12 protein-coding genes are annotated in these 15293 nt (G+C 63.0%); 7 read left to right on the top strand and 5 right to left on the bottom strand.

Translation table 11 applies throughout. The features are described 5' to 3' along the window. Positions 1 to 6 precede the first annotated feature (6 nt). Positions 7 to 2211 carry a pseudouridine synthase gene (locus ACSQ8R_RS01820; RefSeq protein ID WP_436251810.1) on the bottom strand — a complete coding sequence of 735 codons (2205 nt, stop codon included), beginning with the start codon at positions 2209 to 2211 and terminating at the stop codon, positions 7 to 9. Positions 2212 to 2358: 147 nt separating this feature from the next. Here ACSQ8R_RS01820 and ACSQ8R_RS01815 point away from each other — a divergent pair, with 147 nt between their 5' ends. Further along, entirely contained in the window at positions 2359 to 2814 is a 456-nt protein-coding gene (locus tag ACSQ8R_RS01815; RefSeq protein WP_436251809.1) for a nucleoside deaminase, read from the top strand. Positions 2815 to 2820: 6 nt separating this feature from the next. Here ACSQ8R_RS01815 and ACSQ8R_RS01810 read toward each other — a convergent pair whose 3' ends face one another. Both ACSQ8R_RS01810 and ileS read right to left on the bottom strand, forming a co-directional pair. Beyond that, positions 2821 to 3450, bottom strand: coding sequence for a hypothetical protein (locus ACSQ8R_RS01810; RefSeq protein ID WP_436251808.1), 630 nt, complete (start codon positions 3448 to 3450; stop codon positions 2821 to 2823). Positions 3451 to 3584: 134 nt separating this feature from the next. Further along, the gene (ileS, locus tag ACSQ8R_RS01805; RefSeq protein ID WP_436251807.1) at positions 3585 to 6569 is read right to left on the bottom strand and encodes an isoleucine--tRNA ligase; all 2985 of its coding nucleotides are present in this window, start codon (positions 6567 to 6569) and stop codon (positions 3585 to 3587) included. 285 nt (positions 6570 to 6854) lie between these two features. Between ileS and ACSQ8R_RS01800 the strand changes: the two genes are divergently transcribed. Together ACSQ8R_RS01800 and ACSQ8R_RS01795 are read left to right on the top strand one after the other, a co-directional pair. Beyond that, entirely contained in the window at positions 6855 to 7127 is a 273-nt protein-coding gene (locus ACSQ8R_RS01800; RefSeq protein WP_436251806.1) for a type II toxin-antitoxin system Phd/YefM family antitoxin, read from the top strand. Further along, positions 7124 to 7582 (top strand): type II toxin-antitoxin system VapC family toxin, encoded by a 459-nt coding sequence (locus tag ACSQ8R_RS01795; protein ID WP_436251805.1) that lies wholly within the window; start codon positions 7124 to 7126, stop codon positions 7580 to 7582. Before ACSQ8R_RS01800 ends, ACSQ8R_RS01795 begins: the two co-directional genes overlap by 4 nt. 4 nt (positions 7583 to 7586) lie before the next feature. On the opposite strand, the gene ACSQ8R_RS01790 is transcribed toward ACSQ8R_RS01795, so the two are convergent. Both ACSQ8R_RS01790 and ACSQ8R_RS01785 read right to left on the bottom strand, forming a co-directional pair. Beyond that, positions 7587 to 8567, bottom strand: a complete 981-nt coding sequence (locus tag ACSQ8R_RS01790) for a bifunctional riboflavin kinase/FAD synthetase (RefSeq protein WP_436251804.1) — start codon at positions 8565 to 8567, stop codon at positions 7587 to 7589. A gap of 50 nt (positions 8568 to 8617) precedes the next feature. Then, a complete protein-coding gene (locus ACSQ8R_RS01785) occupies positions 8618 to 9466 on the bottom strand; it encodes a TIGR01459 family HAD-type hydrolase (protein ID WP_436251803.1) in 849 nt (282 codons plus the stop codon). 575 nt (positions 9467 to 10041) lie between these two features. Here ACSQ8R_RS01785 and groES point away from each other — a divergent pair. From groES to ACSQ8R_RS01765, 4 genes are all read left to right on the top strand, one after another. Beyond that, a complete protein-coding gene (groES, locus tag ACSQ8R_RS01780; RefSeq protein WP_007752582.1) occupies positions 10042 to 10338 on the top strand; it encodes a co-chaperone GroES in 297 nt (98 codons plus the stop codon). Positions 10339 to 10397: 59 nt separating this feature from the next. Next, positions 10398 to 12041 (top strand): chaperonin GroEL, encoded by a 1644-nt coding sequence (gene groL, locus ACSQ8R_RS01775; RefSeq protein WP_436251802.1) that lies wholly within the window; start codon positions 10398 to 10400, stop codon positions 12039 to 12041. 128 nt (positions 12042 to 12169) lie between these two features. After that, entirely contained in the window at positions 12170 to 13711 is a 1542-nt protein-coding gene (locus tag ACSQ8R_RS01770; RefSeq protein ID WP_436251801.1) for a cation:proton antiporter, read from the top strand. A gap of 152 nt (positions 13712 to 13863) precedes the next feature. Further along, a complete protein-coding gene (locus ACSQ8R_RS01765; RefSeq protein WP_436251800.1) occupies positions 13864 to 15225 on the top strand; it encodes an HD-GYP domain-containing protein in 1362 nt (453 codons plus the stop codon). The last annotated feature ends 68 nt before the right edge of the window (positions 15226 to 15293 follow it).

Here is a 15293-nt window from a genome sequence, read left to right as displayed (position 1 = left end):
TGCGCGTCACCCTCTCGGCGTGCGCGGCTTGCCGCCGGCCGGGCGTCCGCCCGAAGCGGGCCGGCCACCAGGCTTGCCACCGCCACCGGCCGGTTTTCCGCGGCCGCCGGAAGGCTTTCCGCTAAAGCTCTTGCCACCGCCCGGCTTTCCACCGAAAGGCTTGCCGCCGGGTTTTCCACCACGGGGCTTGTCGCCAAAGGGCCGGTCGCCTGCAGGACGATCACCACGCGGCGGCCGATCCGAGAACGGCCGGTCGCTGCGCGGACGTTCCGAACGGTCCTCGCCGGCGGAGAACGACCGGGCGGGCCGCTCGCCATCTTCGCGCGGCTTGCGGTCACTGAACGAACGGTCGCCTCTGGGCTTGTCACCGAAAGGACGCTCGCCTCTCGGCTTATCGCCAAACGGACGGTCGCCACGCGGCGGACGATCTCCAAAGGCGCGCTCTCCGCGCGGACGCTCCGGGCGGCCTTCACCGGAGAAGGAGCGTGCGGGACGTTCACCATTCTCACGCGGCTTGCGGTCGCCGAATGGGCGATCACCTCTGGGCTTGTCACCGAAAGGACGATCGCCGCGGGGCGGACGATCTCCGAAGGAACGCTCGCCACGCGGTCGTTCCGAACGAGCGTCGCCCGAGAAGGATTTGGTGCGGGGCCGATCGCCGTCCTCGCGCGGCTTACGGTCGCCGCGAGGTTTATCACTGAACGAACGTTCGCCTCTGGGTTTGTCGCCGAAAGAACGCTCACCACGATCCGGGCGATCGCCAAAGGATTTCTTGCGGCCGAAATCGCCTTTTTCCTGCTTGTCGGGCCCGTCGGCGCGGATCCAGTCGCTGTCCTCTTCGGCGCGGTTGACGACGACCGGCCGGTCGTTCTGCGGTGCCGGCTTCTTGAAAAGCTGTTCGGCCTCGGCGCGGGCGGAAGACTTGCGTGTCTTGTTTTCGGTGGTCGGACGGGCGCCCGGCGCCATCCAGACATTGGCGGTGCGGCTGGTGCCCATCGGCGGGCGCTTCTTCGGCCGGTCGTCTTCTTCCTGGTCCCGGTTGCCGAACGGTTTTGCGCCGCGCGGCTTGTCGGCGAACTTGCGGTCGTCGCGCTTGGTATCGAGACGGCCGAGCGCCTTTTCACGACGGTCCTCCGGCTTGCCGGCGCGCGGGCGTTCTGTCCTCTCGGGCCTTGCCGCCCATTCCGCACGCTCGGCGCGGGCGGGCTTCTCATCCTCTTCGGAAGCCGCCTCGGTATAGATCGGCGCATCGAAATTCGCTTTCGATTCCTCGATCAGGCGCGGTCCAAGCTGGTCGCGCAGCATGCGGCCGCGCACCTCCACCACCTCGCCTTCCGGGAGGTCTCCGAGCTGGAAGGGGCCGTAGGAAATACGGATCAGGCGGTTGACCTCGAGGCCGAGCGCGCCGAGCACGTTCTTGATTTCGCGGTTCTTGCCTTCGCGAAGGCCCATGGTGATCCAGGAATTGTGGCCCTGGGTGCGGTCGAGCGTCGCGTCGATCGAACCATAGAGCACGCCTTCGACGGCGATACCGTCCTTCAGCTTGTCGAGATCCTCCTGCTTGACCTCCCCATGGGCGCGGACGCGGTAGCGACGCAGCCAGCCAGTGGTCGGCAGTTCGAGGACGCGCGACAGGCCGCCGTCGTTGGTGAGCAGCAGCAGGCCTTCGGTATTGATATCGAGGCGGCCGACGGACAGAACGCGCGGCAGGCCTTCGGGCAGGTTGTCGAAGACGGTCGCGCGGCCTTCCGGATCGGAATTGGTGGTCACCAGGCCGGCAGGCTTGTGATAGAGCCACAGGCGGGTGCGCTCGATACCGCGGATCGGCATGCCGTCCACTTCGATCTTGTCAGCGAGCGTCACGTTGACGACGGGCGTATCGAGAACCTTGCCGTTCAGGCTGACCCGGCCTTCCATGATCATCCGCTCGATATCGCGGCGCGAGGCGACGCCGACGCGGGCGAGGATCTTGGAGATACGCTCGGGCTTGCCCTCGGCCTCCATGGTTTCCGGTGCCGGCGGCAGCTTGCGGACGGGCTTCGCCGCCTTTTCAGCACCGCTCTTGGCCGCGGAATTTTTCCGGGGTGCAAGGCCTTCCTTGGCGGAAAAACCCGCCTTGCCGCCGGCGCCGGCCTTCGGAGCGGCTCTCGGTTTGGTTTCGCGAACGAAAGTCTTGCCTTCGCCGCGCTTCGGCTTGTCTTTGGAATTCATTTGTTGTTTGCCTGAAGCGTGATGTCTACGGAGCGATCCGGACATTCTTGTTCGTGTTGACTGAGATGGATTCGTGCCCGCAGCCGGGCGTCCAGTTGGATGCTTCCTACCAGTTCGCGCGATCCGGGTTAAGAGGAAATCGCCGAAATGCCTAATACCGATGGGTTCATGGACGCAGCGCTTGCGGAAGCCAAAGACGCGGCCGCCCGCGGCGAGGTTCCGATCGGCGCCGTCCTGGTCATCGACGGAGTTATCGTCGCCCGCTCCGGAAACCGGACCCGCGCCGAAAACGACGTTACCGCCCATGCCGAAATCGCCGTCATCCGGGATGCCTCGGCCGCCATCGCACAGGAGCGGCTGTCGGGTGCCGACCTTTACGTGACGCTCGAACCCTGCACCATGTGCGCGGCGGCGATCTCGTTTGCGCGCATCCGGCGGCTCTATTACGGCGCGGAGGACCCGAAAGGCGGCGCGGTCGATAACGGCGTGCGCTTCTTTGCCCAGCCGACCTGCCATCACGCGCCGGAAGTCTATTCCGGCCTCGGCGAAAGCGAGGCCGCGAGCCTGCTCACAGGCTTTTTCAGATCGAAAAGAGAGAGCTGAGCGGGCTTAGAAAAGCTTCCACCAGTCGCTGCCCTTCTTGGCTTCCGCGGCTTGCGCCTTCCGGCGCTTTTCCTTCTGGCTTTCGGGTTCGCCGACATCCGACAGGGCAGCCGCATCCGCCGAACGGAACTCCGCCGGCGGCTCGGCAAGCGAGCGGCGACGTCCGGTGACGCTGACTGTTTCAGCATCTGCCTTGGCCTTGCGGAAGGCTTCCCATTTCTCGGTCTCGGTCATCTGACCGGCCTGGCCGCTGCCAGCCAGCAGCGGTGAGCGATAGTTGGGGTCGTTCTCGTGGGCCGCCGCTTCGTCACGCAGGCGCTTGCGGGTTTCTTCCGGAGATTCAACCCAGTTGGGGTTGCTCTCTCGGTTCGCCAGCGATTGCTGGGGCGCCGGCAGCGTCTGGTCCTGGCCCTTGGCGACAACCAGCGAAGGACGCGGGTTGTATTTCAGGCCCGCCTTCGCTTCGGCGCTCTTGCCGCCCAGCGAGACGGACTGGCCGAGGTCGTCGGTCAGCTGCTCCATGGCCGTCTTGTCAGTGCCGTAGGTCGGACCACCGATGCAGCCCGAAAGGGTCAATGTCGAGGCGAGGATGCCGGCCACACCCATGCCGACACGAAACGCATATGTCGCTTTCATCAAAACCCTTCCAGCGGCGCCCGTCCTGACGCCTCAGACACACTCAAACGCCTGATGGCCGGAAAATCCGGCCAATTTCAGGCGGTTTTACCGGATGATTGCCCAAAGCGCAATCATCCGGTGGTTTTCAACGGTCAAAGCCGGCCGAGAGCGGCCAGCTCGCGCAATGCGGCAGCGTCGCGCGCCGATACATCCGGATAGGCCGGATCGGAGCCGACATCGGTCGTCACCCGCCACGAGCGGGCGCATTTGGTGCCTTCCGCGAGCTTCGGATCGACGGCAACGCCCTGCACTTCGGCCAAGCGGAAGGCAGTCTCCGGCCCTTCGCCCGAAACGATGGCGATACCCGAGGTGATGCAGGTCTCTTCGAAATCCTGGCCTTCCAGCGCCTTCATCAGCTCCGGGTCGTTGACATAAACGACAGGTGCCGCTTCCAGCGAAGAGCCGATCCGCTTGTCCTTGCGCTCGATCTCAAGTGCGCCTGTGACAACCGAGCGCACCTTGCGGATCTGCGCCCACTTCTCGGCCACGGCCTCGTTTTTCCACTCGGCGGGAACCGTCGGGAACTGTTCGAGATGTACCGAAACCGCGTTGGGGTTGCGCGACAGCCACGATTCTTCGGTGGTGAAGGGCAGCATCGGCGCAAGCCAGGTCACCGTGCATTCGAAGATCCTGCGGATGACGGCAAGAGCCGCGCGACGGCGCAGCGACGACGGCGCGTCGCAATAAAGCGCGTCCTTGCGGATGTCGAAATAGAAGGCCGACAGCTCGATATTGGAGAAATCGATCAGCGCCCGGGCGATCTTCTTGAACTCGAAGGCATCATAACCCTCGCGCACGAGCTTATCGAGCTCGGACAAGCGATGCAGCATCAGCTTTTCGAGTTCCGGCAGATCGGCATAGGCAATCTCCTCGCCCTCGTCATGGGCGAGCGTGCCGAGCATCCAGCGGATCGTGTTGCGCAGCTTGCGGTACGCATCGACATTGGTCTGGATGATTGTCTTGCCGAGGCGCTGGTCTTCCCAATAGTCGGTGGTCATGACCCAGAGGCGCAGGATGTCTGCGCCGGCATCCTTCATGACGTCCTGCGGCGCCACCACATTGCCGAGCGACTTCGACATCTTCTGGCCCTTCTCATCCATGGTGAAGCCATGGGTGACGACCGTGTCGTAGGGCGCCCGGCCGCGGGTGGCGGCGGATTCCAGAAGCGAGGAATGGAACCAGCCGCGATGCTGGTCCGAGCCTTCCAGATAGACATCCGCCGGCCATTTCAGGTCCGGGCGGTCTTCCAGCGTGAAGGTGTGCGTCGAGCCACTGTCGAACCAGACATCGAGGATGTCCATCACCTGGGTCCAGCCCTCATTGGCGCGGGAGCCGAGGAAGCGATCGCGCGCACCTTCGGCAAACCAGGCGTCGGCGCCTTCCAGATCGAAGGCTTCGAGGATGCGCTTGTTGACCGCTTCGTCCTGGAGGATCTCGCCCTCATCGTCGACGAAGACGCAGATCGGCACGCCCCAGGCACGCTGGCGCGAAAGCACCCAGTCCGGGCGCTGCTCGATCATGGCGCGCAGGCGGTTCTGGCCGGCCGATGGCACGAAACGTGTGTCGTCGATGGCATTCAGCGCCCGCGAGCGCAACGTCGTGCCGTCGGCGAGCGTCTTGTCCATATAGACGAACCACTGCGGCGTGTTGCGGAAGATGATCGGCTTCTTCGAACGCCAGGAATGCGGATACTGATGCTTGAGGCGGCCACGCGCAAACAGCGCGTTGCGTTCGATCAGCGCCTTGATGACGCGGTCGTTGGCATCGCCCTTCTTGCCGTTGTCGTCCATGACGCGGGCGCCCTCGAAACCGGGCGCGTCGGCCGTGTAGGCGCCGGCATCGTCGACCGGGAACGGGATCTTGGTGTCGATGCCGCGGGCTTCCAGATCACGGGCATGATGCGTCCAGGCCTCGAAGTCCTCGCGGCCGTGGCTGGGCGCGGTGTGAACGAAGCCGGTGCCGGCATCATCGGTGACGTGGTCGCCGGCGAGGAGCGGGACGGCGAAGTCATAGCCGCCGCCGAGGCCCGCGAGGGGATGGGCGCAGGTGATGGCGGCCATTTCGTCAACCGACAGGTCGCGCAGACGCTTGTACTGGAGCTTGGCCTTGGCAAAGCTTTCTTCAGCCAGCTTATCAGCGAAGATCAGCTTTTCACCGGGACGCGGGCCAAAGTCGTTAGCGGCCTCGGTCACTTCGTAAAGACCATACGAGATCTTCGGGGAATAGGAGATCGCGCGGTTGCCGGGGATCGTCCAGGGCGTCGTCGTCCAGATGACGACGAAAGCGTCCTGCAATTCCAAGGAGCGTTTTGTTACATCAGCGCTTTCATCGGCTCTTAGCGAAAGAGGTTGCCCACCCTCATTTGCGTCAAATGAAACCCAAGTCGGCGCCGATGCCGCCTTGACAGGGAACTTCACCCAGATCGTGTCGCTCTCATAGTCGTGGTACTCGACCTCAGCCTCAGCCAGCGCGGTGCGCTCGACCACCGACCACATGATCGGCTTGGAGCCGCGATAAAGCTGTCCGCTCGATGCGATCTTCAGGAGTTCGCCGGCGATGCGGCTTTCGGCGTGAAAATTCATCGTCAGGTACGGGTTGTCGAAATCGCCTACGATGCCGAGGCGCTTGAATTCTTCGGCCTGGATCTTGATCCAGCCGGCGGCGAACTCGCGGCATTCCTGGCGGAACTCGTTGACCGGGACCTCGTCCTTGTTCTTGCCCTTCTCGCGGTATTTTTCCTCGATCTTCCATTCGATCGGCAGGCCGTGGCAATCCCAGCCCGGAACATAGTTCGAGTCATAACCGCGCATCTGGAACGAGCGGGTGATGACGTCCTTCAGGATCTTGTTCAGCGCGTGGCCGATATGGATGTTGCCGTTGGCATAGGGCGGGCCGTCATGCAGCACGAATTTTTCACGGCCGGCGGCGGAGGCGCGGAGCTGTTTGTAAAGGTCCATCTGCTGCCAGCGGGCAACCAGTTCCGGCTCCTTCTGCGGCAGGCCGGCGCGCATCGGGAAATCGGTTTCGGGCAGATAGAGGGTCTTCGAATAGTCGAGCTTTTCGGCGGTATCGGTCATGGATTGAGCAATCGTCCTGGCGCCGCGACGGGGCGCATCTCGATGAAAATTGGCTGGCGGAAGGCGCTTGGAAAAACGCCGAAAACCCGGACCTTCCCGCTCGCTCTCAAGCCGCGCGGAAGGCCGGGCCGATAATTCGAATGATCGGAGCCAGCCGGAATTCCTTCATAACGCGGTTCTTTAAGGGTTTTTGCGGCGGAAAGGAAGGGGCAAAACCAAGATGTTGTTCTGGACTTTCGAACGCTCGAGGGCTATATCTGACTAGCTGACCAGTCGGAGATTTTCATGCCGGGCAAGCCTACCGTCCAGGATAATAGCTGGAAGCTGGAAGACGCCAAGGCTCGCTTCAGCGAGGTCGTGAGGCGCGCACATACCGACGGCCCCCAGCACGTGACGGTGCGGGGGCGCGACAGCGTCGTCGTGATCAGCACGGAAGAGCTGGAAAGGCTGACCAGAGCCAACCCTAAGAAACCTTTCGTGGAATTCATGGAAGGCCTAGGGCTGGACACGTTGGAGCTGGAACGGGAAGCGGATCGCGGCCGGGACATCGACCTGTGATCGGCTGGCTGCTGGATACCAATGTCATCGCCGCCCTGATCAATCCGAACGGCGCGCCTTCGGTCAAACGCTGGGCGGCCGGACAAGCTGAAGACCGTTTCTTCATCAGCATCCTGACCTTGGCCGAATATGACAAAGGTATCGAAAACCTGCCGCCGGAAGACGAAAACCGATACCGATATGCTGCAGCCCGTGATGCACTCGAAGACAGGTTCGGCGGACGAATTCTTTCCGTCAGCGATCCGATCGTCAGGCGGTGGGGCGCTATATCCGGAAGGGTGAAGCAGGTGACCAGCCATGCGCCGCCGGTGATCGATGCGCTCTTTGCCGCGACTGCGATCGAGCACAATCTTTATCTCGCCACCCGCAACGTGAAGGATACCCGCGCGTCAGGCGCGGCGATCTTCGATCCCTGGCAGGACGATCCCGAGCGCTTTCCGCTGAGCCGCCGCTAACCCCTCAAAACGCGATCTTGGCGTCCAGTTCTCCAAGCGGCCTGACACCGGACAGCAGCCCCCGCGCCTCCTCCTCGTCGCGTTTGATCTGCGCGACCAGCGGATCCAGCCCGTCGAATTTCAGTTCGTCGCGCAGGTGGCCGAAGAAGGAGACGGAACAGGTTTCGCCGTAAAGGCTGCCGGAGAAATCGAAGAGGTAGGTTTCCAGCAGGGCCAAGCCGTTCTCGGTCACCGTCGGGCGGCGGCCGTAGCTGGCGACGCCGTCGAAAAGCGTGCCGTCGGGGCGGCGGAAGCGGACGGCGTAGATGCCAGCCTTCAATTCGGCCTCCGGCGGCAGCTGCATGTTGGCGGTCGGAAAACCGAGTTGGCGCCCCAACTTTTCACCGCCGATCACCTCCGCCTCGACCGTGTAGCGATAACCGAGCAGGCCGGCCGCGGCGGAAACATCGCCTTCCGCCAGCAGGTCGCGGATGCGGCTGGACGAGATCACGTCGGCATTTTCGTCGCGGAAGGCATCGACCAGCTGCACGTTGAAACCGTGCTTGGCGCCCGATGCCATCAGGAAAGCGGGACCGCCTTCCCTGCCCTTGCCGAAATGAAAGTCGAAGCCGGTGACGACGGCGCTGGCGCAGAGCCAATCCACGAGGATGGACTGGATGAATTCTTCCGCCGAGCGGGTCGCAAAGTCCGGCGTGAAGGGGTATTCGATCACCGAGCGGAAACCCATGGCTTCGAGCAGCCGGGCCTTGAGCGGTGCCGGCGTCAGCCGGAACACCGGTTCTTCCGGGCGGAAAACAGTGCGCGGATGCGGCTCGAAGGTCAGCACCAGGGCCGGCACGCCGCGCTGTTCGGCAAGTGCCAGCGCCCGTTCCAGCACGCTGCGATGGCCGCGATGCACGCCGTCGAAATTGCCGATGGCGATGACGCCGCCCTTCAGTTCCTCGGGCAGCGGTTCCTTCTTCTCGTTGCGGTGGAAGACAGTCATGCAGCGGGTTCCGGTTCAGGCCAATTCAGGCCAATTCAGGCCCAGGGGGGCTATGCGAGGCGCGGCATCCAGTATTTCGGCGCGGCATTTTCCCGCTTCAGCCAGGCGTTGAGGATCGCCTCGTCGGTCTGGCCGTTGACGGTGTATTCCGCGACATGGATGCCCGCGCTGATATAAAGCAGGTCGAGGCCGTATGCGAGCGCGCCGCGCACATCGGTCGGCATGCCGTCGCCGATCGCCAGAACCCGGTTCATCGGGAAATCGCCGCGCACTTCGCGGGCGGCTTCGATCGCCGCCTCATAGATCGGCCGATGCGGCTTGCCGGCAACGCGGGTCTTGCCGCCGAACTCTTCGTAATAGGCCGCGACCGCGCCGGCGCAGGGGATGATCTTGTGGCCGCGCTCGACGACGAGATCCGGGTTGGCGCAGATGAAGGGCAGATCGCGCTTGGCAAACGCCATCAGCATGTCAGTATAATCTTCCGGTACTTCCTTCTCGTCGTCGAAAAAGCCGGTGCAGACGATGCATTCTGCCTCATCGGCGGAGACCACCTCGACGCCGAGCCCGTCGAACAGGTTGAGGTCGCGTTCGGGGCCGATCAGGAAGACCTTTTTCGGGCCGTCCACGATCAGGTGCTGGGTGACGTCGCCGGATGTGACGATCCGGTCATAGGTGCCGTCGGGCACGCCGAGCATGCGCATCTGCTCGATGACGCCGGGCGCCGTGCGCGGCGAATTGGTGATCAGCACGACGGTTGCGCCGGCTTCGCGGGCCGCGGCGAGAGCCTTGCAGGAGTGCTGAAAAGCCTCGACGCCGTTGTGAACGACACCCCAGACATCCGAAAGGACCACGTCGTAGTCACCGATCACTTCGCTCAGATTGCCGATGCGCTTTGCCATGTAACCTTCCCATCTCGCAAGTTCCGGGTCACATGACAAACCCGGGTAAGGATTACAAGAGATATTCGGGAGAAAAGCCGCGACCGTAGCGGCGACATCCGCAGGGGTCGCTTGTCCCACGCCCGCAGGCCGAACCGGGTGGCGGGGTCGAGGATGACAACCGCGGCCGTGACTGCCGACGGCGCTACACTTACTTCGGCAGGGTGCCTCGTCGAGGCATTGGCAGGCCTCTGCCGCCGTTAAACGCGCCAGCGCCTTTCTTCTACGCCTGCGCCTTTCTTCTAACAAAGTCCGGTGCAACATGCCGACCTGCCCGGAGAGGTGGCCGGACCCGAAGACCCTGATGTGCCTATGGCGACCGTCAGTCCGCCAGACGCAGGCGTTGCCCAGCATTCGTATCGTTAAGCGTATTTCCTATGAGGTTCCGAGCCGGCTTGAAAATTTTGCGGCCGTTCTTGACTCATCCGCCGGCCACCCTTATCTCCGCGTTGGCTGGCACTCTCCAACGGGGAGTGCTAACAGCACCGAGATACGGGTTACCACCCGTCCATGTCATTTGATCGAGGGATTAGACAATGGCAAGCACCAATTTCCGCCCCCTTCACGACCGCGTCGTTGTTCGTCGCGTCGAATCCGAAGCCAAGACCAAGGGCGGGATCATCATTCCTGACACCGCCAAGGAAAAGCCGCAGGAAGGCGAAATCGTCGCCGTCGGCACCGGCACCCGCGACGACAAGGGCAACATCACTGCTCTCGACGTCAAGGCCGGCGACCGCGTCCTGTTCGGCAAGTGGTCGGGCACCGAAGTCAAGCTCGATGGCGAAGACCTTCTGATCATGAAGGAATCCGACATCATGGGCATCATCGGCTGATTTCCGGCCGGTTGCTCTTCATTCGAAATCGCTGACACCCCTTTTCAGGAGTTATCAAAATGGCAGCCAAAGAAATCAAGTTCGGCCGCACCGCGCGCGAAAAGATGCTGCGCGGCGTCGACATTCTCGCTGACGCAGTCAAGGTAACGCTCGGTCCGAAGGGCCGCAACGTCATCATCGACAAGTCCTTCGGCGCTCCGCGCATCACCAAGGACGGCGTATCGGTCGCCAAGGAAATCGAACTGGACGACAAGTTCGAGAACATGGGCGCCCAGATGGTCCGCGAAGTTGCTTCGAAGACCAACGACATCGCCGGCGACGGCACCACGACTGCTACCGTTCTTGCCCAGGCGATCGTTCGCGAAGGCAACAAGGCAGTTGCAGCCGGCATGAACCCGATGGACCTGAAGCGCGGCATCGATCTCGCCGTTGCCGACGTCGTCAAGGATCTCCAGGCCAAGGCCAAGAAGATCTCGACTTCGGAAGAAGTAGCCCAGGTCGGCACGATCTCCGCAAACGGCGACAAGCAGGTCGGTCTCGACATTGCCGAAGCCATGCAGAAGGTCGGCAACGAAGGCGTCATCACGGTTGAAGAAGCCAAGACCGCCGAAACCGAACTCGAAGTCGTCGAAGGCATGCAGTTCGACCGCGGCTACCTGTCGCCCTACTTCGTCACCAACCCGGAAAAGATGGTCGCCGACCTCGACGACGCTTTCATTCTCCTCCACGAGAAGAAGCTCTCGAACCTGCAGGCGATGCTTCCTGTTCTCGAAGCCGTCGTCCAGACCGGCAAGCCGCTCCTGATCATCGCTGAAGACGTCGAAGGCGAAGCTCTTGCAACGCTCGTCGTCAACAAGCTGCGTGGCGGCCTCAAGATCGCTGCCGTCAAGGCTCCGGGCTTCGGCGACCGCCGCAAGGCCATGCTCGAAGACATCGCCATCCTGACGGGCGGCACTGTCATCTCCGAAGACCTCGGCATCAAGCTCGAAAATGTCACGCTCGACATGCTCGGCCGCACCAAGAAGGTCTCGATCTCCAAGGAAAACACCACGATCGTCGACGGCGCCGGCTCCAAGGCCGACATCGAAGGCCGCGTTGGTCAGATCAAGGCTCAGATCGAAGAAACCACCTCCGACTACGACCGCGAAAAGCTGCAGGAACGTCTTGCCAAGCTCGCTGGCGGCGTTGCCGTGATCCGCGTCGGCGGCTCGACGGAAGTCGAAGTCAAGGAAAAGAAGGACCGCATCGACGACGCCCTCAACGCGACGCGCGCTGCCGTTCAGGAAGGCATCGTACCGGGCGGTGGCGTGGCTCTGCTGCGTTCGTCCACCAAGATCGCTGCCAAGGGCGCCAACGACGACCAGGAAGCCGGCATCAACATCGTTCGCCGCGCTCTTCAGTCGCTGGTTCGCCAGATCGCTGAAAACGCAGGCGACGAAGCCTCGATCGTGGTCGGCAAGATCCTCGAAAAGAACGAAGACAACTACGGCTACAACGCCCAGACGTCTGAATATGGCGACATGATCACCATGGGCATCGTCGACCCGCTCAAGGTCGTTCGTACCGCCCTGCAGAACGCAGCTTCGGTTGCTTCGCTGCTGATCACCACCGAAGCCATGATCGCCGAACTTCCGAAGAAGGAATCGGCCGGCGGCGGCATGCCGGGCGGCATGGGCGGAATGGGCGGAATGGACATGATGTAAGACCTTGCGGTCTCACATCTGAGCCAACCGGTTCAGTTCAGGAAGGGCGGCCCTCGGGTCGCCCTTTTTGTTTGTCTGCCGGACGAGGCACGGCTGACAAAGATCCAGACCACAACTACAGTCTCGCCATGAGTTTCTTCGAAAGCCTGCTTGTCCTGCTGCTTGTCGCGATTGTGCTTCTGCAGATCTCGCGCCGGCTTTCCGTGCCCTATCCCTCCATGCTGGCGCTGGCGGGTGCCGCGGTCGCGCTGGTGCCGGGCATGCCCTATATCTCGCTCGACCCGCATACCGCCCTGGCGCTGTTCATCGCGCCGGCGCTGCTCGATGCCGCCTTTGATTTTCCGATCGGGATCGCCCGCCGGTTCTGGGTGCCGTTGCTCGTCTTCGCGATCGGCGGCGTCCTCGCGACCGCGGCTGCCGTCGCCTTTGCGGGGTGGGCGTTTGCCGGACTGCCGATCGCCGCCGCGCTGGTGCTCGGTGCGATCGTCGCTCCACCCGATGCGGCGGCTGCGACTGCCGTGCTGTCGTCGATGTCGATCCCGCGCACCACCGATACCGTCCTTCGCGGTGAAAGCCTGTTCAACGATGCGGCAGCGCTGCTGATCTTCGACGCCGCGCTTTCGGTGCAATCGGCCGGCAGTCTCGATACCGGCGTGGCGCTGCATCTCTCCGTTGCGGTCCCGGGCGGCATCCTGCTCGGCATCCTCGCCGCCGGGGCGGTCCGGCACCTGATGCGGTTTGTTGCAGGCACGCTCGGCGGAATCCTCCTGCAGTTCGTACAGACCTTCCTTCTCTGGATCGTCGCGGAGCGCCTCGGCCTGTCGGCCGTGCTCGCCATCGTCGCCTTCGCGATGACGCTTGCGAGAAGCAGCGAAGCGCGCTCCTCGGCGCGCATGCGGGTGCAGTCCTATGCGGTCTGGACCGCAGTCGTCTTCGTGCTCAACGTCATGGCCTTCCTGCTGATGGGCATGCAGGCTCGCGATATCGTCGGCGGAATGCCGGCGGACCATCTTTGGGACGCCGCGCAGTTTTCGCTGCTCACCATCGTGATTGTCGTCGTGGTCCGTTTCATCGTCTGTGTCGGCTACAATCGCCTCACCGCCTGGCACGAGCGCAGCCGCGGCAGGCCGGAACCCGCGACCACGACCCAGGCGCTGCTGGCCAGCTGGTGCGGCATGCGCGGCCTGGTGACGCTTGCTACCGCCTTTGCCCTGCCGTCGGACTTTCCGCAGCGCGACGTGGTGGTGCTGACCGCCTTTTCTGTGGTTCTTGCGACCCTCGTCGTCCAGGGACTGACGCTCACCCCGATCATCCGGTGGCTCGGCCTCGACCGGCGTGCCGAGGGGCACGGCGAACTCGCCGCCCTGCGCGGCAAGATCGCCCTCGCCGGCCTTTCGAGGCTCGACGGCGCGGGCGAGACGGAGGCGGAACTGCTGCGCTCCAAGTTCCGCATCGAGCAGATGGCCGCTTCCCGTATCGAGGACGCCGCCTCGCTCGAGACCTACCGGCGGCTCGCGTTGACGGCGATTGCCGCGCAACGGGAAGAGCTGGAAAGGCTTCGATCGGTGCACAAGGTCAATGTCGACGAATACAATCTGCTGCTTGAGGAGATCGACTGGCGCGAACTTTCGGTCCTGCCGGAAGATGCGCGCCGGATCGAAGAGAGTTGATCCCAAATTCCAACAAGCTGGCTTCCGACCTTCTGCATCCACGATCTTCACAATTGCGAGATTGCCGCGATTGACTAGAAATCCGCGGAAACCGAGAGGGAATTCCTTAGAAAGTTTCTGCGATTTTACGCGTGCCCAAGTCGAGGACAGTCATGTCAGCAGCAGCGACATCGCAACGCATCACGCGATCAGAACTCCTGAATGCGCTGAGCTATGCGCTCGACCTGACCGAGGGCCAGCCGGCGGGCCACGGCATACGCTGCGCCTGGATCGGCATGCATATCGGCCGCGAGATCGGCATACCGGCGGATGAACTGACCGATCTCTATTACACCCTGCTTCTCAAGGACATCGGCTGCAGCAGCAATGCTGCCCGCATCTGCAACCTGTTCCTCACCGACGACATCGAATTCAAGCGGGGTATCAAGACCGTCGACGAGAGCCTGCCGCAGGTGCTGCGCTTCGTGCTCTCCCACACGGGCATGAAGGCCGGGCTTGCCGAACGGTTCCGCGCCCTGATCACCACATTCAAGGAATCCGGGACGATCGCCCGCGAGCTCGTCGAGATCCGCTGCCAGCGCGGCGCCGATATCGTGCGGCGCATGCGCTTTTCAGAGGCGGTCGCAACCGGCATTCTCGACCTCGACGAACACTGGAACGGCAAGGGCCAGCCGGAGGGCCTGAGAGGCGAGGCCATTTCGCTTTACGCCCGCATCGCGCTGATCACCCAGGTGGCGGATGTCTTCCATACCAGTGCGGGAGCCGAAAGCGCCCGGCGCGAAGTCATCCGGCGAGCCGGGACATGGTTCGATCCGGTACTGGTCGATGCATTCAAGACGGTCTCCGCTGCATCCGGTTTCTGGACAGCGCTTACAGCGCCCGATCTTGCCGAACGACTGGCGGCGAATTTCGGTGACGATGGCGCATATCTGGTCGACGACGATTACCTCGACGACGTCGCGGCAGCCTTTGCCGATGTGGTCGACTCCAAGAGCCCGTTTACCGCCGGCCATAGCCGCCGCGTCGCGCTGTTCACCGACATGATCGCCGAGGAGCTGGGCATGCCGGAAGAGGAACGCCGGTACCTGAGGCGCGCCGCACTGCTGCACGATATCGGCAAGCTCGGTGTTTCCAACCAGATCCTCGACAAACCGGGCAAGCTGGACGAGGCGGAATTTGCCGTGATTCGCAGCCATCCCGGCCTTGGCGAGGATATTCTCTCAAAAATCTCCGCGTTCCGGGAGCTCGCGAGGCTTGCGGGTGCGCACCACGAAAGGCTCGACGGACGCGGATATCCGCGCGGCCTCACGGGTGAGGCAATCTGCCCGCTGACCCGCATCCTGACCGCCGCCGACATTTTCGACGCGCTGACCGCGGACCGACCCTACCGGGCCGCGATGCCGGTTTCCAAAGCGCTTGACATCATGGCGCAGGATATCGGCATGGCGATCGACCCCGTTTGCCATGCAGCACTATGCCGGGCTCTCGTTAAGGTCGAACAGGCGGCCGCGTAAACGATCGTCTCCTTTTATCGAACAAACCGTCAATCATCGTTCATCTTCCGAAGACAGATGAAATGAGG

The organism is Neorhizobium sp. LjRoot104, assembly GCF_964253725.1.
Lineage (GTDB): Bacteria > Pseudomonadota > Alphaproteobacteria > Rhizobiales > Rhizobiaceae > Neorhizobium.
Note: the sequence above shows the minus strand (reverse complement) of the source record. Positions and strands in the feature narration are given on the sequence as shown.